Source organism: Flavobacterium sp. UBA2787 (genome assembly GCA_002352205.1).
Taxonomy (GTDB): Bacteria; Bacteroidota; Bacteroidia; order Flavobacteriales; family Flavobacteriaceae; genus Flavobacterium.
Genome location: DEHZ01000010.1, coordinates 532,620 through 557,824 on the forward strand (window position 1 = coordinate 532,620; position 25,205 = coordinate 557,824).

The 25,205-nt window shown below is 33.5% G+C and carries 23 protein-coding genes; 5 read left to right on the forward strand and 18 right to left on the reverse strand.

The window, feature by feature from the left end; translation table 11 throughout:
* Nucleotides 1-53: 53 nt before the first annotated feature.
* The 5 genes from B4N66_RS09045 to B4N66_RS09065 form a co-directional block, all read right to left on the reverse strand.
* Nucleotides 54-2,945, reverse strand: coding sequence for a response regulator (locus tag B4N66_RS09045; RefSeq protein WP_291094112.1), 2,892 nt, complete (start codon nt 2,943-2,945; stop codon nt 54-56).
* 147 nt (nt 2,946-3,092) lie between these two features.
* Nucleotides 3,093-3,308 (reverse strand): hypothetical protein, encoded by a 216-nt coding sequence (locus tag B4N66_RS09050; RefSeq protein WP_291094114.1) that lies wholly within the window; start codon nt 3,306-3,308, stop codon nt 3,093-3,095.
* Nucleotides 3,278-4,135 carry a DUF5694 domain-containing protein gene (locus tag B4N66_RS09055; protein WP_291094116.1) on the reverse strand — a complete coding sequence of 286 codons (858 nt, stop codon included), beginning with the start codon at nt 4,133-4,135 and terminating at the stop codon, nt 3,278-3,280. The genes B4N66_RS09050 and B4N66_RS09055 overlap by 31 nt, the downstream gene beginning before the upstream one ends.
* A 477-nt stretch (nt 4,136-4,612) precedes the next feature.
* Nucleotides 4,613-6,010, reverse strand: coding sequence for a class II fumarate hydratase (gene fumC / locus B4N66_RS09060; RefSeq protein ID WP_291094118.1), 1,398 nt, complete (start codon nt 6,008-6,010; stop codon nt 4,613-4,615).
* Nucleotides 6,011-6,117: 107 nt separating this feature from the next.
* A complete protein-coding gene (locus tag B4N66_RS09065; protein WP_291094119.1) occupies nt 6,118-6,330 on the reverse strand; it encodes a hypothetical protein in 213 nt (70 codons plus the stop codon).
* Between the two features lie 88 nt (nt 6,331-6,418).
* Between B4N66_RS09065 and B4N66_RS09070 the strand changes: the two genes are divergently transcribed.
* A complete protein-coding gene (locus tag B4N66_RS09070; RefSeq protein WP_291094121.1) occupies nt 6,419-6,586 on the forward strand; it encodes a hypothetical protein in 168 nt (55 codons plus the stop codon).
* Between the two features lie 55 nt (nt 6,587-6,641).
* On the opposite strand, the gene B4N66_RS09075 is transcribed toward B4N66_RS09070, so the two are convergent.
* A complete protein-coding gene (locus B4N66_RS09075; protein WP_291094123.1) occupies nt 6,642-9,140 on the reverse strand; it encodes a TonB-dependent receptor domain-containing protein in 2,499 nt (832 codons plus the stop codon).
* A 90-nt stretch (nt 9,141-9,230) separates the two neighbouring features.
* Complete coding sequence (arsC, locus tag B4N66_RS09080; RefSeq protein WP_291094124.1) at nt 9,231-9,578, reverse strand: arsenate reductase (glutaredoxin); 348 nt, start codon at nt 9,576-9,578, stop codon at nt 9,231-9,233.
* A 106-nt stretch (nt 9,579-9,684) separates the two neighbouring features.
* Here arsC and B4N66_RS09085 point away from each other — a divergent pair, with 106 nt between their 5' ends.
* The 3 genes from B4N66_RS09085 to B4N66_RS09095 are packed head-to-tail and all read left to right on the forward strand — an operon-like array spanning nt 9,685 to nt 12,664.
* Nucleotides 9,685-10,623, forward strand: a complete 939-nt coding sequence (locus tag B4N66_RS09085; RefSeq protein WP_291094125.1) for a CPBP family intramembrane glutamic endopeptidase — start codon at nt 9,685-9,687, stop codon at nt 10,621-10,623.
* Entirely contained in the window at nt 10,616-11,677 is a 1,062-nt protein-coding gene (locus tag B4N66_RS09090; RefSeq protein ID WP_291094126.1) for an AMP-binding protein, read from the forward strand. Before B4N66_RS09085 ends, B4N66_RS09090 begins: the two co-directional genes overlap by 8 nt.
* A 36-nt stretch (nt 11,678-11,713) precedes the next feature.
* Complete coding sequence (locus tag B4N66_RS09095) at nt 11,714-12,664, forward strand: hypothetical protein (RefSeq protein WP_291094127.1); 951 nt, start codon at nt 11,714-11,716, stop codon at nt 12,662-12,664.
* Nucleotides 12,665-12,674: 10 nt separating this feature from the next.
* Here the strand turns inward: B4N66_RS09095 and B4N66_RS09100 are convergent, their stop codons facing one another.
* A complete protein-coding gene (locus tag B4N66_RS09100) occupies nt 12,675-14,285 on the reverse strand; it encodes a M1 family metallopeptidase (protein WP_291094128.1) in 1,611 nt (536 codons plus the stop codon).
* Nucleotides 14,286-14,704: 419 nt separating this feature from the next.
* Here B4N66_RS09100 and katG point away from each other — a divergent pair, with 419 nt between their 5' ends.
* Nucleotides 14,705-16,903, forward strand: coding sequence for a catalase/peroxidase HPI (gene katG, locus B4N66_RS09105; RefSeq protein WP_291094442.1), 2,199 nt, complete (start codon nt 14,705-14,707; stop codon nt 16,901-16,903).
* 268 nt (nt 16,904-17,171) lie between these two features.
* Here the strand turns inward: katG and B4N66_RS09110 are convergent, their stop codons facing one another.
* The 10 genes from B4N66_RS09110 to B4N66_RS09155 all read right to left on the reverse strand — a co-directional run bounded on the left by B4N66_RS09110 (nt 17,172) and on the right by B4N66_RS09155 (nt 25,180).
* Nucleotides 17,172-17,672 carry a hypothetical protein gene (locus B4N66_RS09110; RefSeq protein ID WP_291094129.1) on the reverse strand — a complete coding sequence of 167 codons (501 nt, stop codon included), beginning with the start codon at nt 17,670-17,672 and terminating at the stop codon, nt 17,172-17,174.
* 507 nt (nt 17,673-18,179) lie between these two features.
* Nucleotides 18,180-18,551: a hypothetical protein gene (locus tag B4N66_RS09115; protein WP_291094131.1), complete on the reverse strand. Its 372-nt coding sequence runs from the start codon at nt 18,549-18,551 to the stop codon at nt 18,180-18,182.
* 136 nt (nt 18,552-18,687) lie between these two features.
* On the reverse strand, nt 18,688-19,080 hold the full coding sequence (locus B4N66_RS09120; RefSeq protein ID WP_291094132.1) for a hypothetical protein: 393 nt from the start codon (nt 19,078-19,080) through the stop codon (nt 18,688-18,690).
* A 153-nt stretch (nt 19,081-19,233) separates the two neighbouring features.
* Nucleotides 19,234-19,707 (reverse strand): hypothetical protein, encoded by a 474-nt coding sequence (locus B4N66_RS09125; RefSeq protein WP_291094134.1) that lies wholly within the window; start codon nt 19,705-19,707, stop codon nt 19,234-19,236.
* 173 nt (nt 19,708-19,880) lie between these two features.
* Nucleotides 19,881-20,102, reverse strand: a complete 222-nt coding sequence (locus B4N66_RS09130; RefSeq protein ID WP_291094135.1) for a hypothetical protein — start codon at nt 20,100-20,102, stop codon at nt 19,881-19,883.
* Between the two features lie 227 nt (nt 20,103-20,329).
* A complete protein-coding gene (locus B4N66_RS09135; protein ID WP_291094137.1) occupies nt 20,330-20,767 on the reverse strand; it encodes a hypothetical protein in 438 nt (145 codons plus the stop codon).
* 197 nt (nt 20,768-20,964) lie between these two features.
* Nucleotides 20,965-21,867 (reverse strand): toxin-antitoxin system YwqK family antitoxin, encoded by a 903-nt coding sequence (locus tag B4N66_RS09140; protein WP_291094138.1) that lies wholly within the window; start codon nt 21,865-21,867, stop codon nt 20,965-20,967.
* Between the two features lie 170 nt (nt 21,868-22,037).
* Complete coding sequence (locus tag B4N66_RS09145) at nt 22,038-22,727, reverse strand: hypothetical protein (protein ID WP_291094140.1); 690 nt, start codon at nt 22,725-22,727, stop codon at nt 22,038-22,040.
* Nucleotides 22,728-22,868: 141 nt separating this feature from the next.
* On the reverse strand, nt 22,869-23,438 hold the full coding sequence (locus B4N66_RS09150) for an outer membrane protein (protein WP_291094141.1): 570 nt from the start codon (nt 23,436-23,438) through the stop codon (nt 22,869-22,871).
* A 71-nt stretch (nt 23,439-23,509) separates the two neighbouring features.
* The gene (locus B4N66_RS09155; protein ID WP_291094142.1) at nt 23,510-25,180 is read right to left on the reverse strand and encodes an RluA family pseudouridine synthase; all 1,671 of its coding nucleotides are present in this window, start codon (nt 25,178-25,180) and stop codon (nt 23,510-23,512) included.
* Nucleotides 25,181-25,205 lie beyond the last annotated feature (25 nt).

Genomic DNA, 25,205 nt, shown 5'->3' on the forward strand with positions numbered 1-25,205 from the left:
AAGTAATGTAACATTTTCAAAAACCTTAGTAAAATAAGGCTTTTCGAAAGCAATTATTTTTTTTCGGCATACTCAGTAGGTGTACAACCAAAATGATCTTTGAAGCATCTTGAAAAATAGGAAATTTCATTAAACCCAACTGAATAGGCAATTTCAGAAATATTTCCGTTTCCTTTTTTGAGTAATTCAGCAGCGTTTTTTAATCGTTCGTTCCGAATGAATTCTGTTGCCGAAACGCCAAAGAGTGATTTTAATTTGCGATGCAATTGCATGCGACTTATGCCAATTTGTGTTGCAAATTCTTCTGCAGTAAAATCAGCGTTAGCCAATTGCGTATCTAAAATGGTTTGTAATTTTTGTAAAAACTTTTCGTCCACCGAATTAATGATGATGTCTACCGGTTTTAAAATTAACTCTTGACTGTAGCGTTGTTGCAGTTTTTTACGTTCGGAGATGAGTTGGTGAACGGTTGCTTTTACAATATTGTGATTAAACGGTTTGGTTAAAAAGGCATCGGCGGTACTTTTTAACGCTTCCAAATGAGCTTCTTCGGATGTTTTTGCAGTGAGAAGAATCACAGGAACAAAAGAGGTTAGTTCGTTGGATTTAATTGCTTTGGTAAATGCAAATCCATCTAATTTAGGCATCATGACATCGGAAATAATACAATCGGGAATTTCTTGTTGTGCTAATCTTAAAGCGATTTCGCCCTCTTCGGCTTCAATAATTCGGTATTCATCGGAAAAAAGATCATTTAGAACAGATCTGATTTCGGCATTGTCATCGACAATTAACAGAATAGGTAACTCTTCATCCGTTTCACTACTATTTTTGGTTAGTTGTAGTTGTTCGGTTGCTATGAGAATATTTTCGTCTTTTGAAACCGTAAGCGGAAGCGATATATTAAAAGTAAGTTTATCATTATCCAACAAAGTTGAAACGTTTCCTTGGTATAAATCGACTAATTCTTTTATTAATGCCAAGCCGATTCCAACTCCATTTTGGGCGTCTGTTTTTTGATAAAAGCGTTCAAAGAGTTTTGGTAGTTCTTCTTTTTTTAGTTTTACTCCTGAATTGGAAACGGACAGAAGCAGTGAGTCTTTTTCAAATGATGATGTAAAATGAATCGAATGGTTTTCGGGTGTATATTTTAACGCATTGGAAAGCAGATTCGAAACAATTTTTTGAATCACATCTTTATCAAAAAAGTGGTTTTGGTTACTGGTTTGAATGTTTGTATGAAAGGAAAGATTGTTTTCCTTGGCTTGAAAAGCAAATGGTTCTGCTATCGATTTTAGAAAATCAGAAAGATTTCCTTCTTTTAAAATGAGTTTAAATGTTCCGCTGTCGAGTTTGGAAAGTTCCAATAATTGATCGACTAATTCGAGCATTCGGTCTGCATTTTTATCAACTAAATTGAGTTGACTTTTCTGCTTTTCATCGGTGGCGGATGCTTGTAATTGTTGCACCGGACTTTTAATTAATGTTAGAGGTGTGCGAAACTCATGAGAAATATTAGCAAAAAACCTCGATTTCATTTCGTTTAATTCACTTATTTTATTGGCGGTTTTAATTTTATTACGATACAAATAGAAAATAGTTAAACCTAAAAAAATCAACAACACAATCAATGCGATATAAATATATTTTTGTCTTTCAGCCAACTTATTTTCGGCAGAAAGTAATTTGATTTCCTGCTCTTTTTTTTCGGTTTGGTATTTGGTTTCTAAATCTTGAAAATTAATTTTATTGGTATTTTGAGTTATTAATTTTTGCAATGAATCCCTTTTTTCAATTAACTCAAGGGCTTCATTAAAATTTTGAGTTTTGAAATTCAGCTTAATTTTACTATTTAAATAGTTGATATAGTTTTTACTGATTTTATTTTTTTCTACCGAAGGAGCTATTTTATTAAGCAATGTCTTTGCTAAATCAATTTTATTGGTTTGAATGTAGTTTTCTGATAATAATAAATCGATTTTTAATAAGTTGGTTTCATCTTCAAACTCTTTAAATAATAATTCAGATTCCTGTAAAAAAGCAATTGATTTTTCTTGATCATTTAATTTAGTGTAGCATTCACCCAAGACTAAAGCAGAATTGGCTACTTTTAATTTAAAATTAATTGATTTAAAATAATCATAGGCTTTTTTCGAATGAATAATTGCATTAGTTGGGTTGTTAAAATGCAATTCAATTATGCCTTTACTTAAATAAACATCATTAAGGAAAAGTGGAGTATCGTTTATATTTGCAATTTTTAATGCTTTGTTCAACACTTCATTTGCTTTGTCTTGATTGTCCATTTCTTTATAAACATCTGAAATTTGGCCTAAAACAGCTATTTTAAAATCCAAACCACTTGGATCATCGTCACGGATAAGTTGATCGGTTTTAATAAAATATTCTAACGCAGAGTTATAAAAACCCTTATCTTGATTGACATATCCAAGAAGAAAGTAAATACTTCCCATGCCATATTCATCCGGAAATTTAGTAGATTCTTCAACAAAAGAGAGTAGTAATTTTTCAGATTCTTGTTTTTTGTCAATATCCAGTAGTGTTTGAGCTTCATTAGCTACCCCTTGAATTTGTAGGTATTGATCATTATTTTTTTTTGCGATGTCAGCAGTTTTCTTGAATTTATCAATGCCTTTAGTGTAGTTAGCATTTCTAACATGCAACATTCCTTCATAAAGTATGCCGTAGCCTTCACATTTGTAGCATGAATTATTGACGTTTAAAGCTTTTAATTTATCAATGGTTGCTTGTGCTTTTTCAACATCATTATCCATATAAATCAAAGCAAGTTCTGCATAGGCATTACCAATATCATCTATTTCTTTAGAGGTTTTTGTAACTTTTTGGAGCGAATCTATTGTTTTCTCCAGTTGCGAAAAGGAAAGAAAAGGAGTTAAAAAGAGTAGGATGAGTATTTTTTTCATGGCGTTAGAATTAAATTTCCAAAGTAATAATTCAAAACGAGAGGCCTTTTAACAAATGTAACAAATTTGATGTTACGTTAAAAAGAATATTTTTGGTAAAGTGCTAATGTGTAGTAGTTTACTTTTTTTGTTGGTAGTGATGATTTATCAAATAAAAATAATTTCGTTGAAGGGTTGGTTGGGGTGAGGGTATTTGTAACGGTTTGCCGCTTTGCGAAGGCGGGGATTTTCAGCACTAAACTTCATTAGAAGCACAAAGCTTGAATTTAGCACTTCACTGTCATAGATGCACGAAACCCCCGCTTTTGCAAAACGGCTGTTGGCGGTAGTTGTTACGACTTTATCTTTGTTTTTCCAAGCCATTTTTCGGTTTCAACTAATTCAAAATAGGGGTTCTCTCTAAATAATTGTTTAATTATTGGTGTATGGTCATTCCCAATGATTAAAAATATTGCTTTTTCAGTGTAGTCAAGTTGCGACAACATTTTTGAGTAAGTTAAAATATTTCTTCTATACCAATCAACTGTCAAATTTGCACCCAAATAATAAGTTGAGTCAATTTGAGGTGCAGGTGTATAAGCATTTATGTTGCCGATTTGCGTGTACACATTGATATAATGAGCATGTGAGGTAGATTGAACTTTGTTAGAGTTCCACCATCTAATATAATCTAACAATTCCGATTTATTTCTCAACGAGTCATAATTTACAATTGATGTTTGAGGTATAGTCATACCTTTGCCTTTAAATTCAAGTTTATATTGTTCGTTATGCTTTTTTACGTAATCATCAATTTGTCCAAGCCAAAAACCATATAATCCTGGTTGATCACAAGAATAAAGCTTTGGATGATTTAGTCGCGAAGCAACTCTTGCAGCAACTTGCCAGACTTCATTTCTTGCTCTACTAAGATTTCCCTTTCTATATTCTTGATATAGGCTATCTAAATTATTCTCAAACTCCCATTCAGGCATTCTTTCAACAAATTCTTTGTCAGGCTTTAAATTCGTAATAATGTCCGACAATTTTTTAATACTCTTTTGGTGTTTTTCGTCCCGTACGTCATATTCAAGAGAATCTACTTGATTGAAATGGAATGTCCCTAATATGTATACTTTAATTTTAGGACTTTGACAAAACCCTGAAATTGAATAGAGAGATAGAAACGAGATGATTAATGCTTTTTTCACTTTTTTCACTTTTAAAGGTTATTTAAACTTTCTTGTATTTAATTGATTCACTGTGAAGTCTTTTTAAAATTATCGCCAACTTATACATATATACTCAGATTTTACATAATTTGTTGAGTATATCTGACCAATTTTGCAGTTATATGCTCAATTGTATTATTCTACTAAAATACAAAAATTTTTACACTTCAATAATTTCCTAATAAATTACTTAAAACAACATGTTTTTTTAAATAACTTCATTTTAGCACAATCACATAGCCCCGATTGTAGCGAAAAGCCTTTGGTGAAGAAAACCTATTTTTTCTTGGTTGGGCAGAGCGAACTTGGGAGCTCCTGCCGGACCTTAGAAAAAAAGGTTTTTGAGCAAAAGCTTGTAGCGAACCTGCCTGCCGGCAGGCAGGAAGCGGGAATAGCTTCTAAAAAAAAAAGCACCTCCTTTCGAAAGTGCTTTCAGTATTTATTTTAAAAGTGGAATTATTTTAAACTTCCCACCATATCTTCGGGTTTTACCCAAGCATCAAAGTCTTCTGGAGTAACATAACCTAAACGAACAGCCTCATCTTTTAGCGTTGTTCCGTTTTTATGTGCGGTTTGAGCGATTTCTGCTGCTTTGTAGTAACCAATTTTGGTGTTTAAAGCCGTAACCAACATTAATGAATTATCTACCAATTCTTTGATTCTGCCATAGTTTGGCTCGATTCCTTGTGCACAATGTTCGTCAAACGAAACACACGCATCGCCAATTAAAATGGCGGATTGCAAGAAATTCGACGCCATAACCGGTTTGAATACGTTTAATTCATAGTGTCCTTGCGTTCCGCCAACGGTAATAGTCACGTCGTTTCCAAATACTTGTGCACACACCATCGTTAGAGCTTCACACTGAGTAGGGTTTACTTTTCCCGGCATAATCGAAGAACCCGGTTCGTTTTCAGGAATTAAAATTTCGCCAATTCCGGAACGTGGTCCTGATGCCATCATACGCACATCGTTGGCAATTTTGTTTAATGAAACGGCTAACATTTTTAAAGCTCCGTGCGATTCTACAATAGCATCGTGAGCCGCAAGAGCTTCAAATTTATTTTCTGCGGTTACAAAAGGTAAACCTGTAAATTGGGCAATGTATTCTGCCACTTTTACGTCGTAGCCGGGAGGAGTGTTTAATCCGGTTCCAACGGCTGTTCCGCCCAACGCTACTTCGGCAAGGTGTTCTAAGGTATTTTTTAAGGCTTTTAAACCGTGGTCTAATTGCGAAACGTAACCTGAAAATTCTTGACCTAAGGTTAGGGGAGTAGCATCCATTAAATGCGTACGGCCAATTTTAACCACATTCATATATTGATCGGCTTTTGCTTTTAGAGTGTTGCGAAGTTGCGTTACGCCGGGAATTGTTTTTTCGATGACTGCTTTGTAGCATGCAATGTGCATTCCGGTTGGAAATGTATCGTTGGATGATTGTGATTTGTTTACGTCATCATTAGCTTTTACGAGTTGTTCGCCTTCGCCAATGTTGAATCCGCCTAATACTTGTGCACGGTTGGCGATTACTTCGTTCACGTTCATATTGCTTTGTGTTCCTGAACCGGTTTGCCAAATGACTAACGGAAACTGGTCGGCTAATTCTCCGGCTAAGATTTCGTCGCAAACTTGAGCGATTGCATCTCTTTTTTCTTTAGATAAAACGCCTAAATCATGGTTGGCATAGGCGGCGGCTTTTTTAAGGTAAGCAAAACCTTCAATGATTTCTTTTGGCATAGACGCCGATGGACCAATTTTGAAGTTGTTGCGGGAACGTTCGGTTTGTGCTCCCCAGTATTTGTCGGCGGGTACTTTTACTTCGCCCATGGTGTCTTTTTCGATACGGTAGTTCATGGTTGTGTTTATTTATAATTTTTAATGTTTTATTTGAACGCAGATTTTAAAATTTTAAAAATCTTTAAAATTTAATTTGTTTTTATTTGACCCGTATCTCGCAACTTTTAAACCCGCAACCTTAAAATGGAACACGGATTTAACGGATTAGCTGACGCTAAACACGGACTTTCACGGATTTTGACAGCTTTGCTGTAATGGGTTTGCACGGATTTTTCATCATTTTCGTCTTTCATTTCAAAATCTTTAACCACAATCGTTGAAACCGATAACTGATGACCGACAACCGACAACCGAGGTACAAATTTACTTATTAACATTCCTATTTTAAAATATTTTTGAATTTATGTTGATAAAATGATATAGTTAAATTACATTTGTAATTGAATTCGATAAATTCCGGAAAACATGTTTGAATTTCAACAGTACTTAGGCTTTTTACTTTTCTTAACCGTTCTAACGATTGGTTTTTGGTTAATGATATTTTTGGTTGGTTTTGTTCATTATTGGATAGGCGGAGCAATCATGGAGTTGATCAAAGAGAAAAGAGGAGGTAACAAGAAAGATGATGAATAAATCTTAATATAAGATTTATATCAAAAAAGGGACGCTATTGCGTCCCTTTTTGTGTTTATGGTTTTCCCATGAAATCACCGTCATCGCCATTTTCTCTTCGTGGCATTCTTTCTTTTTCGTTTTTAGGTTTGTTGAAACGGTAAGTGATAGAAAGGTTAATTTGTCTTTCTCTCCATTGCATTTCTCCTGACGAATTTACTCTATCCAAGTTTGCTTCATAAATTCTTTTTCTTGAATTAAATATATCACTTACGTTAAAAGCTATTGTTGCTTTATCTTTTAAAATATCTTTGCTTATGGCTAAGTTTGCACTTAAGACACCAAGATTTTTACCTTGGGCTGTTTTTTGGGGAGCATTGTAGGTGGCGTTTGTTTGCCAATCGATGCCATAAGGAAGTGTAACTTTTGAATTAATTCTGGCAAACCAACTTGTAGCAACGTTATCTAAATTGATATTAACGGGTTCGTCTTCAGAATTAATATAGTTGAAATCGCCAAGCGTTTCATTTCTAAAGAAATTGAAATTTCCGTTTAATCTCCACCATTTATAAGGTGTATAGTTTAATGTAAATTCAAAACCAAAACGGTATTCTGTAGCTAAGTTAATTGGACCACTAAGAATAATTGGAATATCGGTAACTTCACCTTCGTCTCTTATATCATTATCATTTGCATCAATCCAATTTTCAAAAAAATCGCCGGATTCTCTTCTAATAAATTGAAAAACATCATCTGTTTTATTGATATAAGCTGATGTGCTTAACGTGAATTTTTGCCATCTTTTGATGTATCCTAAATCAACTGCATGCGTCATTGCCGGATCTAAATCAGGGTTTCCTTGAAAGATGTTAATGTTACTGGAAAGATTGGCTGTAGGATTTAAAAATCGTCCTCGTGGTCGTTGAATTCTTCGGCTGTAGCTTAACGTTACATTACTTTTTTCTGAAATTTCGTAAGCAAAAAATGCACTTGGGAAAAAATTGTTATATCTTTTTGTGTTATTATCATCACCTGAAATTAAGTTAACTCCAATATTTGAATCCTCCCATCTTAAACCAAATAAATAAGAGAATTTATTTATTTTAGAACCAAATTGAGTGTATAACGCATTTACATACTCTTTGTATTCAAAAACATTTGAAAAAGGATCAAATTCAAATTGATTAGTATCCACGTTAAATGTTTGCACTTCAAAATCAGTTAAAACTTTCGAAAAATCTCCGCGATAACCTGCTTCAAAACGTGAATTTTCACCTAATGGCAAAACATAATCGGTTTGAAATAAGTTTCGGTTTTGACTTTGAATATTGGCTGTTGTTTGATCTATTTCATCAAAAATATAAGCAAGATCATTGTCTTTGTTTAAAGACGTTGAAAAGTCAACAGTAAGTTGGTGACCTTCTTTGCTGAATTTTTTTATCAAATTAGATGAATATTCAACATTCTCTCCATTACTGGTTTGATCGTTAAAACGACGACGAACACCTAAAGAATTGAAATTAGCATCAAAATCATAAAATAATACTTCATCAGGATTAGAACCATCATCTTTTCTGTATGATACTGTATTAGTCCAACTAGTTGTTTTGTCTAAAAACCATTCTGCACCAAAGCTTCCGTTGTAGGCTTCTCTTAATCGGTTGTTGGTTCTTCTTTCGTTGATGAAATTTGTTGTGTTTCCATCAGCATCAAAATATTCTGAATCTGTTTTAGAATTTCCCGGACTATTTCTGTCGCTGTAACCTAATGTTGCAAACACGTTAAAATTTTCTGATTTATAGTTGATATTACCTGTTAATCCATAGTTTCTGGGATCTCCTACTGTTCCGGTAATTACACCATTCAAACCTTGGTTTTTACCTTTTTTAAGGATGATATTTAAAATTCCACCTCCACCTTCGGCATCATAACGTGCAGATGGATTGGTAATTACTTCTACTTTGTCTATGGCATCAGCCGGAATTAATCGTAAAGCATCAGTTACATTAATAGCATTAGAAGGTCTTCCGTCAATTAAAATTCGTACATTTTCATTTCCTCTCAAACTTACATTTCCTTCTACATCCACCGAAACTGAGGGAACATTATCTAACACATCGCTCACAGTTCCACCTTTTACCATCATATCTTGACCAACGTTATAAACACGTTTGTCTAATTTAATTTCAACTGTTGATGCTTCTGCTCTGAGTTCAACACCTTCCAACATTGTTGAATCGTCTGATAAAGTAACTGTTCCTAAATTTGTGTTAGCAGCTAAAGTTCTATTTTTAAATTCAACTGTTTTAAATGAAATAAATTCGACACGAATATTGTATGTTCCTTCATTAACTTCAATATCAAACTCACCTTTTGGATCTGTAATTCCTCCCGTAACGATATCGGGATTACTAACACTTTGAAAAACAATTGTGGCATATTCTAACGGTTGTGAAGAAGATTTTTCAATTACTTTTCCGGTAACTTTTACTTTTTTGGCATCCGGTCGTTGTGCAAAAGACAATGTAGATATACTCAATAAGGATAGTATAAGAACAGCTTTAAAATTTTTCATTAAGTTGGTTTTTGATTTGTATGCTTAGACTGCAAAAATATTGATAGGTTTAACCTTAAAGTCACAAAGGTTTGTTAAATGATTTATTAACTAATGTTTAAGAAAATCAATAATTTTTTGAGGTGGACGACCAATAACTGCTTTATTTTCAGAAATAACAATTGGTCTTTCCATTAGAATGGGATTAGTTGCAATGGCTTTGATTATGGCTGAATCAGACAGACTTTTTCCTTTAAATTGTTCAATCCAAATTTTTTCTTTTTGTCTGACCAAATCAATAGGAGCAATCTTTAATTTTTGAATAAGTGAAGTTAATTCCTTTTCTGTCAAAGGTTTATCTAGGTATTTTATTACTTCAAACGGCTTTCCGGATTCTTCTAATAATGACATTCCTTCTCTTGATTTGCCGCACCTTGGATTATGTAAAATTTTAATCATCTTAATTTTTTTACAAAGTAAAAGCTTTGAAAATCAATTATAGTTAAAAAAAATGTAACATATTCCTGAACAAATGACCTATATTTGAAAAACTAAACTTTTGCTTATGTATATCGATCAAATTAATAACAAGAAATTTAATTTCATTCTCTACTTGCCCATTCCGTTAGTGTTTTTGGGATTAATTGTTGTGAATTTTTTTGCCACAGAAGATATGAATGTAGAAGAAATGATGCAAATGATGATTAATCAATTGGGCACAAATTTAACCTTTGCCATCATGGTTGGTCAACTTGCAGTTTGTTGTGTGATTTTACTCTTTTGGGTAAAATTCATTCATGGACAAAGTATCAGAAGTCTGACAACTTCAAGAAAAAAAATTGATTGGAAAAGAATATTTTTTTCGTTTACTATTTGGGGAATTTTTGTAATTGTTTCAACGCTAATTCTCTATTTTCTTTCACCTGAAAGTTTTGTTATTAACTTTGATCCGGTTAAATTTTTTCCGTTTCTAATCATTGCTATTTTATTAATTCCGCTGCAAACCAGCTTTGAAGAATATTTCTTTAGAGGATATTTAATGCAAGGAATTGGCGTAGTAACCAAAAGCAGATTAATTCCGTTAATTATTACTTCTGTAACATTCGGCTTGATGCACATTGCCAATCCGGAAGTGGGTAAATTAGGAGTTTCTACGATGATGATTTTTTACATCGGAAGCGGATTTTTTATGGGAATTATGACTTTGATGGATGAGGGTTTAGAACTCGCTCTCGGATTTCATGCTGCCAACAACTTAATTGGAGCACTTTTGGTAACCGCCGATTGGACAGCTTTTCAAACACATTCAATCCTGAAAGACGTTTCCGAACCTTCTGCCGGCTTTGATGTTTTGTTTCCGGTTTTGGTAATTTTTCCGATTCTTTTGTTTATTTTTGGTAGGAAATATAAGTGGACAAATTGGAAGGAAAAACTCACCGGAAAAGTCTACGAATATAGTCCTGAAATAGAAAACATTAATACAATTGGAAATGATAATGAATAGCACCGACATAACGTACCACAACGTTCACAATAGATTTAAACTCAACGGATTTCACTTAGACAGAGACGAACTTTGTATGTCTGCCTATAGTTTTATAAAAGAAGGCGAAGATTTTGAAAAGCCGGTTGGCGATTTTCTTCTCGACTGGTTTGATGATAAAAGTTACATCGAAATGAACACATCCGGCTCAACCGGAACACCTAAATTGATTAAAGTTGACAAGCAAGCGATGGTTCGTTCTGCTTTGGCAACAGGCGATTTTTTTGATTTAAAACCAGGAGATAAAGTTTTACATTGTTTACCTGCCAATTATGTTGCCGGAAAAATGATGTTGATTCGTGGTTTCATTTTAGGGTTAGAAATCGATTTTGTGGCTCCTAGTTCACATCCGTTAGCCCGAATTGACACGGATTATGATTTTGCTGCTTTGGTTCCGATGCAAGCACAATATTCGTTAGATAAATTAAAACATATCAAAAAAATAATTATTGGTGGAGCAAAAATCACAAAACCATTAGAACAAAAATTACTGAAAATTAAAACTTCAGAAATTTATGAAACGTATGGTATGACTGAAACCATCACGCATATTGCCGCACGAAAAATAGGGGAGGATGCCTTTACCGTTTTTCCAAACGTGATGCTTTCGATGGATGAAAAAAACTGTTTGCTGATTAAAGCTCCGTCTGTTTCTCCGGAAATTATTGTGACCAATGATTTTGTGGAAATGGTTTCTGAAAATAAATTCATTTGGTTAGGAAGATATGATAATGTAGTGAATAGCGGTGGAATCAAGTTAATTCCCGAACAAATTGAAGAAAAACTCGCTACTCGAATTCCGGGACGCTATTTTGTAATTGGTTTACCTGATCCGGTTTTAGGAGAAAAATTAGTTTTAATTGTTGAAGGTGAACCCATCCAAATTGATCAATCTGTTTTTGATGTTTTAAACAAATATGAAAGACCACGAGAAATTCATTTTGTGAAAAATTTTGAAGAAACACCTACAGGGAAGATTATTCGGAAGGAGACATTGGGGAAGTTTATGAGTTAGATTAATTTAAATTTTTAGAATCATTAAAAATTAATTATGTTTAATTTTTTTAAGAGAGAAAAAAATAGAGATTTAATAGATATTTTAAATTCTAATTTCAATGTTAATGATATAACATTAATCCATAAACTTAAAGAATTTATTGAGTCATCTAATGATGAAAATAAAATATGCAAAGCTTATGATTTTTTAGGAATTATAGGAAAAGCCAATAACAATCGGGAACTTACTGATTTTTTAATAGAAAAGTATATTGTCGAGAAAAATAAAGTGTATAAAAATTCAATTAGAAAAGCTTTATTAATACAAGTAAAGGATGAAAATGTTAATTTAAAACCTTTAGTAGATATAATTAAAAAATACAAAAAGGGTAATATTATTGACCCGATAATAACACTTTTAGAAAATTCAATTAATCATGATGCAGAAAATGCTTTAATTCACATAATTGAAAATGACTATAGTGATTTTACAAAAATTCAAGCCAATGTCGCTTTGCATACTTCGGGAACTAGAAAATGTATTCCCTCGCTGATAAGGAATATAAATCATAAAGATAATGATTTAGCAAATTCATCTTTTTTAGTATTAATAAGACATTCTGATGAGAGAGAGTCTAGATTATTTATTAATGAATTGAAGGATGGAAAGTGCAAAGAATCAGCTATGGAAGGTATTGTGCTTCACTGTGGTATTGAAGCTGTAAACTCTGTGATTGAAAGATTAAAAAAGAAAACTTCAAGGATAAGGAAAACAGATTGTGGGACATTTTTTTTTAAAGGTAATGAAAATGAAGTAACAATTGGGTTAAAGTTCTTAAATAGATATAAAAACAAAATTGATAATATAGAAGTTTTTTTCAAATATCTCGAATTTAATAGGAATGATAAATTGTTTGAATATGAATTTGAAGCATTAAAATTATTACAGCAAACAGATTACAATACTGAAACTTTGACATTAAGAGAAAAAAAATCTCATTATTGAGTAAAAAGAGTTATCTCTTAACCGTCACCAACATCTTATACATCACCAAATCCATCTCCTCCACAGCATTAGCATGCGGAATTTTCACCCAATTATTACTCACTAAAATTCTCGATTTTTTGTTATTGATGTGAAATTCTATTGGCATTTCAAAGTTGGCTACATTTGTATTCCATCTTGCTTCAATGGTTTTTTTATTGGTTCGAAATTCCAATTCCGGTAAATTTTTATAATTTAAGTATTGATCGAAAACCGGAGCTAAATTGAGTTTCGATTCTTTCGTGAAAAATTCCACCACATCCTTGGTTTCAATAATTTGATGACGATAAGTTTCAGCATAGTTGCGTAATAGTTTCCACCATTTGTCATCGTCGTTTATAATGTGACGAATGGTATTCAATAGCAACGCACCTTTATAATACATATCCGAATTTCCGGTTTTAAAATTCACACCAAATTGCCCAATAACCGGTTTTTGATTACCAACCATTCGTTTTTGACCATTGATGTACTCCATTGCTTTTTCATAACCAAACTGACATTCCACAAATACCGATTCCGAGTAAGTGGTAAAACTTTCGTGAATCCACATATCCGCAATATCTTTGGAAGTGATGCTGTTTCCAAACCATTCGTGTCCTGTTTCGTGGATGGTGATGTAATCAAATAAAAGTCCAATTCCTGTGCCGGTCATATCATTTCCTAAATAACCTTTCAGATACTTATTTCCATAAGCCACAGCACTTTGGTGTTCCATACCTAAATAAGGAGTTTCAACCAATTTGAAGCCGTCTTCAATAAAAGGATAGTCACCAAATTTCTCCTGAAAGCAATTCATCATCGGTTTTACTTCTTCAAAATGTTTGCGTGCAATTGCTTCATTTTCTCGTAAAACATAATAATCCAAATCCAACCCATTCAACTCATCATGAATATGTACATAATCAGCAATATTAATCACGATATTGTAATTGTTAATCGGACTTTTTACTTCCCAATCCCAACGTGTATAACCGTTTTTTAATTCTTCTTTTCCTAAAAAACGACCATTCGAAACATTCATCAATCCATTTGGAACAGCCACTCGCACAGAAGCTCCACGATCAGGTTCATCCGTTTGATGGTCTTTCACAGGATACCACAAACTGGCTCCGGTTCCTTGCACAGCCACTCCGACAAAATCGTTTCCGTTGCTGTCTTTTTTCCATACAAAACCACCATCCCAAGGAGCACGTTTGGCTACCAAAGGTTTGCCGGAATAGTAAAAACGTACTTTTTGTTCTGAATTCAAAGCTAATTCAGCTGGTAAATCAATAAAAACAGCATCCAATTCCCGTTGATAGGTTAGCTTTTTATTATTGTGAATAATGCTATCCACATTCATATTTTCAAACAAATCCAATTGAATTTTTGCTGATTTTTCAACTAGTTTAAAGGTAATATCATTAAAACCTACAATCGTTCTTGTGTCCGGATTGATGGCTATATTCAAATCATACCGTTGTACATCAAAAGCAGTTCGTTCCGGACGTAAACTTCCTTGAAGTGAATCTCGTCGAGTGAAATCTTGAGCATTACTCATTAAAGTCAGAAACAGAAAAAGGAATACAATTCGATTCATAGTGTAAATGTTTGATACTACAATATTAATTTATTTTTAGGTAAGTCAATTAATTTTATGATTTCGTTTGCTAATTTGAAGCAACTACATTTCGTATATTACAAGAAGAGAATTAGCTATATTTTATTTCTTCCAATCAATTTCAGCATAGAAAAAATCTATTAAAAAAAATATTTCAATAGTAAATTTACAGTAATTTAGTGCTGTTGAAAATCCAAAGAATTTCAATAAAACGAAACATTTAAATGTTATTTTATTGCTAATAATGGATAAAAGTTTTCAAAAACCATTCATTTTTTATAAATTTAAAAATTCCTTTTTCAAATTAATAACAATCAAACAAATAAGTAAATAACCACAAAATTAGAACAACTATGAATTATTCTTCTGAAGGTCAATGTCCACATCATCATCAAGCAATGGGCAATGAAGCGACACCCTCACACAATTCTTCCGGAAAATGCCCTGTGATGCACGGAGCTAATTCCAGCACAAAACAATCGGTTATGGAATGGTGGCCAAAAGCACTAAACTTAGATATTTTACATCAACACGACACCAAAACCAATCCGTTAGGCAACGATTTTAACTACGCGGAAGAATTCAAAAAATTAGATTTAGAAGCACTTAAAACAGACTTAAAAAAACTAATGACCGACAGCCAAGATTGGTGGCCGGCCGATTGGGGACATTATGGCGGATTAATGATTCGTCTTGCTTGGCACGCAGCCGGAACCTATAGAATTGCCGATGGGCGAGGAGGTTCTAACACAGGAAATCAGCGTTTTGCACCATTAAATAGTTGGCCCGATAATGGTAACTTAGACAAAGCCCGTCGTTTACTTTGGCCAATCAAGAAAAAATATGGAAACAAAATTTCGTGGGCCGATTTGATGATTTTAGCCGGAAATATGGCCTATGAATCAATGGGCTTTAAAACATTCGGATTTGCCGGTGGTAGAGAAGATATTTGGCATCCAGAAAAAGATATTTATTGGGGATCAGAAAAAGAATGGTTAGCACCATCAGGAAGCGAAGGTAGTCGTTATTCAGGCGAACGCGACCTTGAAAATCCTCTAGCTGCAGTAATGATGGGATTAATTTACGTAAACCCGGAAGGCGTTGACGGAAATCCTGATCCATTAAAAACTGCTCGTGATATGCGAGTAACTTTCGAAAGAATGGCAATGAACGACGAAGAAACCGTTGCCTTAACTGCCGGTGGTCACACCGTTGGAAAAGCTCACGGAAATGGCGATGCTTCTTTATTAGGCGAAAGTCCCGAAGGCGGAGAAATTCATGACCAAGGTTTTGGTTGGATGAACCCAAGCGGAAAAGGAAGTGGAGCTGACACCGTTACGTCAGGAATCGAAGGTGCTTGGACAACTCATCCAACTGTTTTTGATGATGGCTATTTTCACTTATTGTTTAAGTACGATTGGCAATTAACTAAAAGTCCTGCCGGTGCTTGGCAATACGAACCAATAAATATTGCCGAAGAAGATATGCCGGTTGATGCTCACAATCCATCTGTTCGCAGAAAGCCGATGATGACAGATGCCGATATGGCGTTGAAAATGGATCCGGCTTACCGCAAAATATCCGAGCGATTCCAACAAGATCCGGCTTATTTCCGTGATGCGTTTGCAAGGGCTTGGTTCAAATTAACCCACAGAGATTTAGGGCCAAAATCACGTTACCTTGGAGCAGATGTTCCTGCCGAAGATTTAATTTGGCAAGATCCTATACCAACCGTAAGTTATTCTTTGACTGATTCTGAAATTGAGGAATTAAAAGTAAAATTACTAAACTCCGGTTTAACCCGAACTGACTTAATTAATACCGCTTGGGACAGTGCCAGAACCTTCCGTGCTTCAGATTTTAGAGGAGGTGCCAATGGTGCTCGCATTCGTTTAGCTCCACAAAAAGATTGGCAAGGAAACGAACCTGGTCGTTTGCAAAAAGTATTGAACAGATTATCTGAAATTCAAGATAGTTTACCTAAAAAAGTAAGCATTGCCGATTTAATCGTGTTAGGCGGAACTGCCGCTGTAGAACAAGCTGCCCGTGATGGTGGTTTCAACATCAGCGTGCCGTTTACACCCGGTCGTGGTGATGCGATTCAAGAACAAACGGATGTGGATTCATTCGCAGATTTAGAACCGCTACAAGACGGTTTCCGTAATTGGTCTAAGAAAGATTATGTAGTTTCGCCTGAAGAAATGATGTTGGACAAAGCCCAATTAATGGGACTCACAGCACCTGAAATGACTGTCCTTTTGGGTGGAATGCGAGTGTTAGGAACTAATTATGCCGGCACAAAACACGGTGTGTTTACCGATAGAGAAGGCGTACTTTCTAACGATTTCTTTGTAAATCTAACCGATATGAATTACAGTTGGAAACCGGTAGGCGAGAACCTATACAACATTGTTGATCGCAAAACCGGCATCACGAAATGGACGGCAACCCGCGTAGATTTAGTATTCGGTTCTAACTCTATTTTGAGATCGTATGCAGAAGTGTATGCTCAGGACGATAACCAAGAAAAGTTTGCAAAAGATTTTGTGAACGCTTGGGTGAAAGTAATGAACGCAGACCGTTTTGATGTGAAATAATTCCATAATCATAAATTTACCCTGAAAGTGGCTCGGAAACGGGTCACTTTTTTTTGTTTTAGGGTTGAAGTTTCAGGTTTCAAGTTTCAAGTTGGGATGTGCCTATGAAGAAAATGTTCACCAAAAAAATCCATTTCAATCCATTATAGCGAAGTTATCAAAATCCGTGAAAATCATTTTCATCCGTTAAATCCGTGTTCCATTAAAAAAAGCGAAGCGTCTTTGTGTCCTTAGCGAAATTCTTAGTGTTCTTTGCGGTTAAAAAAAACTACTTCAACACTATCGACTCCAAAATTTGCTTTCTCAAATCATTCCCTTTCTCAAAACCTTTTTCGCTGTTCACAAATTGAAGTGAATATGATACATTTTTATAAATAAAAACATACGTGTCTACTCTGTTCTTTTTACCCTCCATGTTCAAAGTATACGAGAACTTAAACGCTTTTTGATCTTGAATGGAAATGACTTCCTCATTCAGTAGCGTTCCCTTACTTGATTTTATAGCTCCATCTTTCACACCCTGAAAAAACTTCAATAAGCCTGCATCATCGGAATTAATCATTTTGTCCATACCTTTATCCGAACTCACAAAAATCACAATTTCATTTTTGTATGTTCCTTTCACAAATTTTCCACCTGCAATTTCGCCTTCCTCCGTATCTTCCAACACCTGAATGGTTACGTTGTCATCAAATTCGTAGTCAAAAACTTCTTGACTGAAACTGCTAAAGCTCACCAATACAATAAAAATGTAAATTAATCTTTTCATGATTTTTAATTAAGGTTTTTCGGTTTGTTTTTTTTTAAGCGGAACAAATATAGCAAATTGTTCTAATGAAAAGTTTTTTTAAGCACAACCCAATTTCCGTGCTTTCCGCGTTTTCTGTGAGAAATTATTTGAAGCTATTCCCGCTTTTCATTCCAAGCTTGTTTCCTCAACCTGTTTTTTCAAAACTGCCCCAAGAGCTTCCTCTGGTCGCTTTGGTTCAGCAAGAAAAAATCAGCTTGAGTTGCACAAGGCTTTTCATTGCAACCTGCCTGCCGGTAGGCAAGGTCGGGGCTAGGGCAGCAGTGATCAATTTGCAGTTTTCAGATGTAGATTTCATTTACAGTTTTCACCCAATCTTGTCATTCCGTAGGAATCTCATTGCCAGTTTTCACCCAATCTTTTCATTCCATAGTACATGAGCAATAGGGAACTGACGAAGCAATATCCGCTATTCAAAGGGCAAGGGATTTATCGTCTCGTATATTCAACCCAATCATTAGGAGACTCTTAAGCAATTAACTTTGAACCAACTTTTTCATAAATTGTTATAATATTATCAGGACAACAAGCATGAGTTTGTCCAAATTTATTTTCCTCAATAATTTCCCATTTATATAGAAAATCCATCCAGATTAGACATGCTGTTCCACTGGGAATACCATTTTGATTATTCAAATAAGATCCTAAAACAAAATCATCTCTAAAAAAATAAATTACATGTGCATCACACACATTTAATTCAATTTCTTGACCGGAAACAACTCTTTTAGTTACTTTCCATTCGCCAATAGGAAATTCAGGATTTGAATCATTATCAGATGAGCATGAAAATAATAGTGATACAATGAGGATATAAAAAATTAATCTACGTGTTTTCATAAATTATAACTAACGATCTGCTAAACGCAGTTCTATGATTTTGCGTAAATATAAGAAATTTAATGAGTCACAGACATTCGCAGAGCAGTGTGCTATCAAAGAAGACCTAGGAGAGCTGGGTTTAGGTGATAAAGTTTTATTCTAAATTTTCAATTTTTAAAGCCCAAAAAGTTGGTAAATTTTCATTTTCATAAACATTCCAAACAATCCACTCATCAACAAGTATTTTTATTTCTTCTTTGTTTGAGTATTTTAAAAATTTTAAGCGACTATTATCTATATAATCTTCCACTCCTATATCACTTGGGCATAGAATTTTTACTAAAATATTTTCCCCCTTGTTAATTGAATCTAAATTTTCAAGCAGTTCAAATTTTAAAGTTACACCAAATGGCTCACGTCCACACTTTGGTGGTAATTCAACATTCGAAAAGTTAACAAGTTTAATTTTAATAAATTCATTTGTCTGACCAAATGTTGAGAATACAAATGATATAAAGATAAAAAAAGTTGAATAGTACTTCATCATGTTTTGCTATAGAATTAGTGCTGAATTGTAAATATAAAAAATCTACACAACTTTTTCAACTTCTCACAAAAATCAAAAGCTGTTTTTCTGATTAAAAAACGCTATTCGCAGAGTACGTGCTATCAAAGAAGACTTAGTTATCTGGGGTGTGAATTAATTCAAAGTAACAATTGATTTTTTATAACTATTTACGCATTTGTTATCTAATTTTATTTTTTTATTATGCGGAAGATGACCTTTATATCTTACTTTGTATGTATTCATTAATTCTAATGTCTCTAAGTCAATCAGTATAGAATATTCATATTTTTTATTGTGTGGAGTAATATCGAAATTTAAGTAATAAGGCATAATTTCTTTATCATGATACCAAGACGCCGATAATCTAATATCTGCTTTGTTTTTTTTACCAAATAAAAATAGAAAACATTCCGGAAATGAAATTCTTTTATCTTTAATAACCAATGTCTTAGTATTTATATCAAAAGTTGCCGGACTAAACTCCTCCGGTAACCCAATTATATTCCCTTTATCATCAATTTTCAAAGGTTTGTCTTTATGATTTATCTTTTCAAAATTTGAATTAGTAAGTAAAATAATTGATACAAAAATCAATAATGTTTTCATAAATATTTTTCTTTAATGGTTGCCAATTAGCTAACCTCCTAAATATAAGCAACTTTTTAAATGGTAAGGTAGAAAATTTTGTTGCTGCGAAGTCAGAGACATTCGCAGATCGAGAGCTGGGGACATTCGCAGAGCAACGTGCAATCAAAGAAAACTTAGGTAAGCTGGGCGAATTAATTATCTAACTCTCTTTGTTTACTTAAACTATTCTTTAAACCTATTCCGCCACAAATCATAAGTACAAATAGAGCAGAACAAATTATATAGTTATTTACTCCATATTTGTCGAAATCATTTTTGCTGATATATCTTATGATTATTATAAAAGGAACAATAATAAGTAGTATTGCAGCATTTTTCTGTGATTTAATTTTCCTTCTTTTTTCGTAATCCATTTTGTTATTTTTATTAATTTTCCAAGATTACTACCAACTAGCAAATAATTTTAAATATACACAACTTTTTCAACTTCTCACAAAAATCAAAAACCATATTTCTGATTAAAAAACTCTATTCGCAGAGCACGTGCTATCAAAGAAGACTTAGTGGAGCTGGGGGTATTGAAGTCAGAGACATTCGTAGAGCAATGTGCTATCAAAGAAGACTGTAAAGAGCCATTTTTTTAACTCCAAAAATTCCATATTGATTTAGTAGCAACTCCTAAAATCAGTTTTCTCGCTACTTTAGATTCAATTATAGATTTATCATTAAAGCCAACTACTTGCGATTTAAAAATGACAGTTTCATTTTCACACTCATTTAAAAGTTCCCTATTTTTTTTTGTCATTTTAATCCTATAATCGGTAATGAATTCAATTTCTAGCGGCAAGTCCGAAAAACTTCCCCATTCCGTTTTTACATTTAGAATTCCATTTTCTAAATCAGTTCTTGTTTTTTGAAGAACAATTAAAAAATATCTCAAATCAGAATCTTTTTCTATTTCCGATGATATTTTTTTATCTTTCTCAAGACAATAAACAACTTCAAATTCCTTTCCGTATTCATCTTTTGGAATTCCGTTTGTCTCACCTAAATATAGATTGTAAAATGTATCTTTCAAAGATTTGTAAAATTTCGTATTATATGTAAATATATATAAGTTTACAGAACTTTTTCAACTTCTCACAAAAATCAGAAGCTGTTTTTCTGATTAAAAAACCGCTATTCGCAGAGCATTTGCTATCAAAGAAGACTTAGGGGAGCTAAGGGCTGGGATATTTGTTTCCGCAAAGTCGGGAGACTTTGCGGAGCGGGGATTTACCTCTTCATTTTTCCATTAGAAAACTCAACAGTATTTATTAGGTTTCCCGTTTCGTCGTATACATTCAAAAAACCATTTCCTTTGCTAAAAGTACCTATATCTAATTTTTTTCCGTTTACATCATTATACTCAATAATTTCAATCAAACTATCATAATCAAAAGTCATCTTCATAAAGATTGAACCGTCTAAATGGTACTTACAAGTTATACCATTTTTAAAATTATTTTTATAATTTGCTTCTTGAGATATTTTTCCATTTTCATGATAATATAGTATCAGATAATCTTTTCCATCGTTTTTATAAATTTTTTCAGATTCAATATTTCCGTTTTCAGAATACACTATATGCTTACCAACTTTGATTCCCTCATCATAAAATTCTTCTGTGTAAATAGTACCATTTTCATGAAAAGTTACCCATTTTCCAATTTTATTATTATTCTTGTACTCACCTTGTTCGCAAACATTTTTGTTTTTATAGTATTGTATCCATTTTCCACTTACAAGGTCATTTTCATAATTGCTTTTAATAAATTGTTCTCCATTACTATGATAAGAAATACTTTCGCCTTTTTTCTTACCATTTGAATAATTTTCAATTCTTCTTAATTTACCATTTCTGTAATAAATTTTCCATGTACCTTCTTTAAGATCATTTTTGTAAATGCCAATTTTCCAAAGCTTTTTGTCGGTATAATAATATTTCCATTGTCCTGTTTTTTGGTTTCCGGTATAATTTCCTTCACCACTTTCACTATCAGTATATGATTCATCATCAATTGTTATAACATCTGATTCGTATATGGTTAAATTTTTATCAACTCTAATAGAATCTCTAGTTTGAGAAATCATTAAATTACTTAATAAGAGTATAATTATAAGTTTAAATGTATTCATTTATTTAAAGTTGTATTAGTAATTTAAAAGCGAATTATATTTTTGTTAATTTGTTATTTGTCAAATATACACAACTTTTTTAAACCAAATGAGCCTATTTTGTTGCTGCGAAGTCAGAGACATTCGCAGAGCGAAGTGCTATCAAAGAAGACTTACGAGAGCTAGAGTATTTAGTCTAAAGTTATTACTTCGTTCATTATTTTCTTTTTTCCATTTTCTTGATTTTGTGTAATTTCAATTTTTGAATTTTCAATTTTGACTTTATCAACAATAGTATAGATTGAACCGATTCCACGATTCCAGTTATTCGGAAAGTTAATAGTATCTTTTTTTTGACTATCAGTGTCGATAATTACAAAACTTGGGTAGTCATTATCTTCTTCATCAACAGCAATATACAAATTTGGATTATCAGTTTTAAAGTCAGCGTATTCAATTCCTGGATAAAATTCTATTGGTTGCACCACAGGTTTTTCTTTATCGATGTTGAAAATTAAAACATATTTGCAATTGGTTCCGCAACCATTAACCAAAGCAAAACTTTTGTCTGTAATCCATTCAATTGTGTTCGAAAAAGGAATTCCTAACATTCCATATTCCTCAGTTTTTAAGTTAATTGTATATTTTTTGTTTTCGTTCCCGTATTCTGCAGTTAGATTTTGCCAGTCATTTTCTGGTTTTGAATAGATTTTTAGGAATTTACCATTAGAAATTGTATCAATCCAAAATATGATTTCACTTTTTTCGGACAGTTCAGTTTTTGTTTCCTTTTTTAATAAATTCAGATTTTTCTCTTTTTGATGACATGCAAAAAAAGTAAGAATTAACAATATTATCGAGATTAACGAGATTTTGTGCATATTAATATTAAGTATAGAATACACTCAAATATACACAACTTTTCTAAACCAACTCAAGCTATTTTGTGGCTGCGAAGTCAGAGACATTCTGATAGCAACGTGCTAATAGAAGGGAACATTTTGAGGAGAGTAGGTTTGAGCTTAATTAAAATTATATCCAACTCCTATTTTAAATAAATTGACATTCGTGTTATACTTTGATCTGATAATTTCATCACCCACATCAAGTATAATGTAATCATATTGTATTTGAACAAAAACATTATTTAATACAAGATATTTTATTCCTACATTAAAGTCAATTCCACTTTGAGTGTCATTTTCACCACTAATATCATTACCATTATTACTCCCTGAATAATCAAATATCATTGATGTGTACCCAATTCCAAAAAAAGGTTTCAATTTTTGAATATTGAACTCTCCAAATATCTTGGGTTGAATCATATAATTGGTTACTTTATAATCTTGCAAATAGCTTTGATTATTTTTAAAATATAGGACACCAGCATTTAATGCAACTCCCATGTTTATAACTTTTGAATTGATAAATCTGTATTTTGCACCAACATCGATAATACTTTTATAATTATCTGCAATAAAATTATTATCAAATGGAATAGGATAATTTAATTCTAAGCTTAATTTAGAATTCTGACTGTAAGAATTTATAGTTATAAATATTGTTACTATTAGAATTTTTAATTTCATAAGTATTTAATTTAAAGTTATTTATTTAATTATTTCTTCGTTTTATCTTTTAAGCCTTAAATTTTACTATTTCAAAACCCAACCCCATCCACAACCTCCATTTCCTTCCCCAACACCGGATGCCAAAACCGTATGGCTTCTGCGTGCAAATACAGGCGGTCGGCTTTGGTGCCGTAGAGATCATCGCCCACAATGGGGGTGTTTAAACCTTCGGGATGGGCGGCGTGCACCCGCAACTGGTGCGTGCGTCCCGTGATGGGGTAAAAGTGTACCAACGTGGTGTTTTCTCGTCGTTCAATGACTTTCCATTGTGTTTTGGCGGGTTTGCCGTGTTGGTAACACACCAACTGATTAGGGCGGTTGTCTAAATCGACTCGCAACGGCAAATTGATTTCGCCACTGTCTTGCTCTATTTTTCCGGAAAGTAGGGCAACATAGCGTTTTTGCACCGTTCGTTTCATAAACTGAGCTTGTAAATTCAAATAGATTTCGGTGCTTTTTGCCATGACCAAAATGCCGGAGGTGGACATATCCAAGCGATGCACAATCAATGGACCTGTTGCTTCGGGAAATTTTTCTTTGTAGCGACTGTAAACCGAATCCTGTATCGATTTTCCGGGAACGGAAAGAAACTCAGCCGGTTTATGCACAACCGACAAATACTTGTCGTCGTATAAAAAGGTTAATTCTTTGTTTTCTGCCGGATTTTGCAAGAGGGGATTGTCGTCTAATGCCATTCCGTGTAACATGTGAGCCAAAATTGGTTTGCATTTTCCGGTGCAAGCGGGATAAAAATGACCGTGTTTGCGGATTTCGGATTTGGGCGAATGTCCCCACCAGAATTCGGCCAACGCAATGGGTTTGAGTTGATGAGCAAACGCATACTGCAACAATTTGGGAGCGGCACATTCGCCCGCACTTGCCGGAGGATTATCTTCAAAAATGGCTCCTAAACTTTTGGTTTCTCCGTTTTGATTTAAAAAGGAATACTGCTGAAACAATTTTTGTTGCAACGCCGCCGATTTCGCTTTGCGTTCGTCTTTTAATTGATTGATTTTGGATTGAAAATTGTTCACCTTTTGTTGGGCTTTGGCAATTTCTTCTTTCCAAAAATGATTCATTTGTTTGAGTTGAATGCTTTCTAACTGGCTTTCTTTGCTCAAATTTTTTTGTATGCTTTTATAGGATTCAAAGTCTAATTCGTTTTCAGCTTTAATCCGAATTTCATCACGAATGATTTTGTTTTGTTTGCTTAATTCTTTCTTTTCGGTTTTGTCTTTTTCGGCATTTGAAAGGGTAGAAGCGAGTTCATTTTGACAAGAAATGAAGTCTGCATCATTTTCTAACGCTTCAATTTTTCGGTTGTATTCGTTTAGTATTTTTTCTTCTTGTTTAAAGAAACCGTCTTGTTTCAACATATCAAAAACAGGCGGAACAAAGTGTTGGTGTTCATTGCTGTCGGCTAATTTGCCGGAGAATGCGGCTAAATAACCGATTTCTCCTGCTTGATTCTGCACGACTAAAACACCAAACATTTTCCCGATGACTAACCCTTTTTGTCCTTCTTGGAGACCAAAATTGTGATCCCAATCGGTTTGAATTTGCAGGTAGTCTTGCAATTCGGAAGCCGCTATTTTACTCAACTCGTGCGGTTCGTAGTAAAACGGAAAAGTAAATTTTTGAGGTAAATTAATACCGGAAATGTTTTGTTTGAAAGCGATAAAATGAGAATGGTTTTTCATCGCTGCAAAGCTATAAAAGGAGAAG

Bases quoted from the DNA above. Each gene is read 5' to 3' on its own strand.
- B4N66_RS09115 (WP_291094131.1), bottom strand. From the start codon at position 18,551: ATGAAAACACGTAGATTAATTTTTTATATCCTCATTGTATCACTATTA.
- B4N66_RS09090 (WP_291094126.1), top strand. From the start codon at position 10,616: ATGAATAGCACCGACATAACGTACCACAACGTTCACAATAGATTTAAA.
- B4N66_RS09095 (WP_291094127.1), top strand. From the start codon at position 11,714: ATGTTTAATTTTTTTAAGAGAGAAAAAAATAGAGATTTAATAGATATT.
- B4N66_RS09125 (WP_291094134.1), bottom strand. From the start codon at position 19,707: ATGAAAACATTATTGATTTTTGTATCAATTATTTTACTTACTAATTCA.
- B4N66_RS09140 (WP_291094138.1), bottom strand. From the start codon at position 21,867: ATGAATACATTTAAACTTATAATTATACTCTTATTAAGTAATTTAATG.
- katG (WP_291094442.1), top strand. From the start codon at position 14,705: ATGGGCAATGAAGCGACACCCTCACACAATTCTTCCGGAAAATGCCCT.
- B4N66_RS09130 (WP_291094135.1), bottom strand. From the start codon at position 20,102: ATGGATTACGAAAAAAGAAGGAAAATTAAATCACAGAAAAATGCTGCA.
- B4N66_RS09065 (WP_291094119.1), bottom strand. From the start codon at position 6,330: ATGTTAATAAGTAAATTTGTACCTCGGTTGTCGGTTGTCGGTCATCAG.
- B4N66_RS09155 (WP_291094142.1), bottom strand. From the start codon at position 25,180: ATGAAAAACCATTCTCATTTTATCGCTTTCAAACAAAACATTTCCGGT.
- B4N66_RS09050 (WP_291094114.1), bottom strand. From the start codon at position 3,308: ATGGCTTGGAAAAACAAAGATAAAGTCGTAACAACTACCGCCAACAGC.
- B4N66_RS09120 (WP_291094132.1), bottom strand. From the start codon at position 19,080: ATGATGAAGTACTATTCAACTTTTTTTATCTTTATATCATTTGTATTC.
- B4N66_RS09075 (WP_291094123.1), bottom strand. From the start codon at position 9,140: ATGAAAAATTTTAAAGCTGTTCTTATACTATCCTTATTGAGTATATCT.
- B4N66_RS09045 (WP_291094112.1), bottom strand. From the start codon at position 2,945: ATGAAAAAAATACTCATCCTACTCTTTTTAACTCCTTTTCTTTCCTTT.
- fumC (WP_291094118.1), bottom strand. From the start codon at position 6,010: ATGAACTACCGTATCGAAAAAGACACCATGGGCGAAGTAAAAGTACCC.
- B4N66_RS09150 (WP_291094141.1), bottom strand. From the start codon at position 23,438: ATGAAATTAAAAATTCTAATAGTAACAATATTTATAACTATAAATTCT.
- B4N66_RS09085 (WP_291094125.1), top strand. From the start codon at position 9,685: ATGTATATCGATCAAATTAATAACAAGAAATTTAATTTCATTCTCTAC.
- arsC (WP_291094124.1), bottom strand. From the start codon at position 9,578: ATGATTAAAATTTTACATAATCCAAGGTGCGGCAAATCAAGAGAAGGA.
- B4N66_RS09145 (WP_291094140.1), bottom strand. From the start codon at position 22,727: ATGCACAAAATCTCGTTAATCTCGATAATATTGTTAATTCTTACTTTT.
- B4N66_RS09070 (WP_291094121.1), top strand. From the start codon at position 6,419: ATGTTTGAATTTCAACAGTACTTAGGCTTTTTACTTTTCTTAACCGTT.
- B4N66_RS09100 (WP_291094128.1), bottom strand. From the start codon at position 14,285: ATGAATCGAATTGTATTCCTTTTTCTGTTTCTGACTTTAATGAGTAAT.
- B4N66_RS09110 (WP_291094129.1), bottom strand. From the start codon at position 17,672: ATGAAAAGATTAATTTACATTTTTATTGTATTGGTGAGCTTTAGCAGT.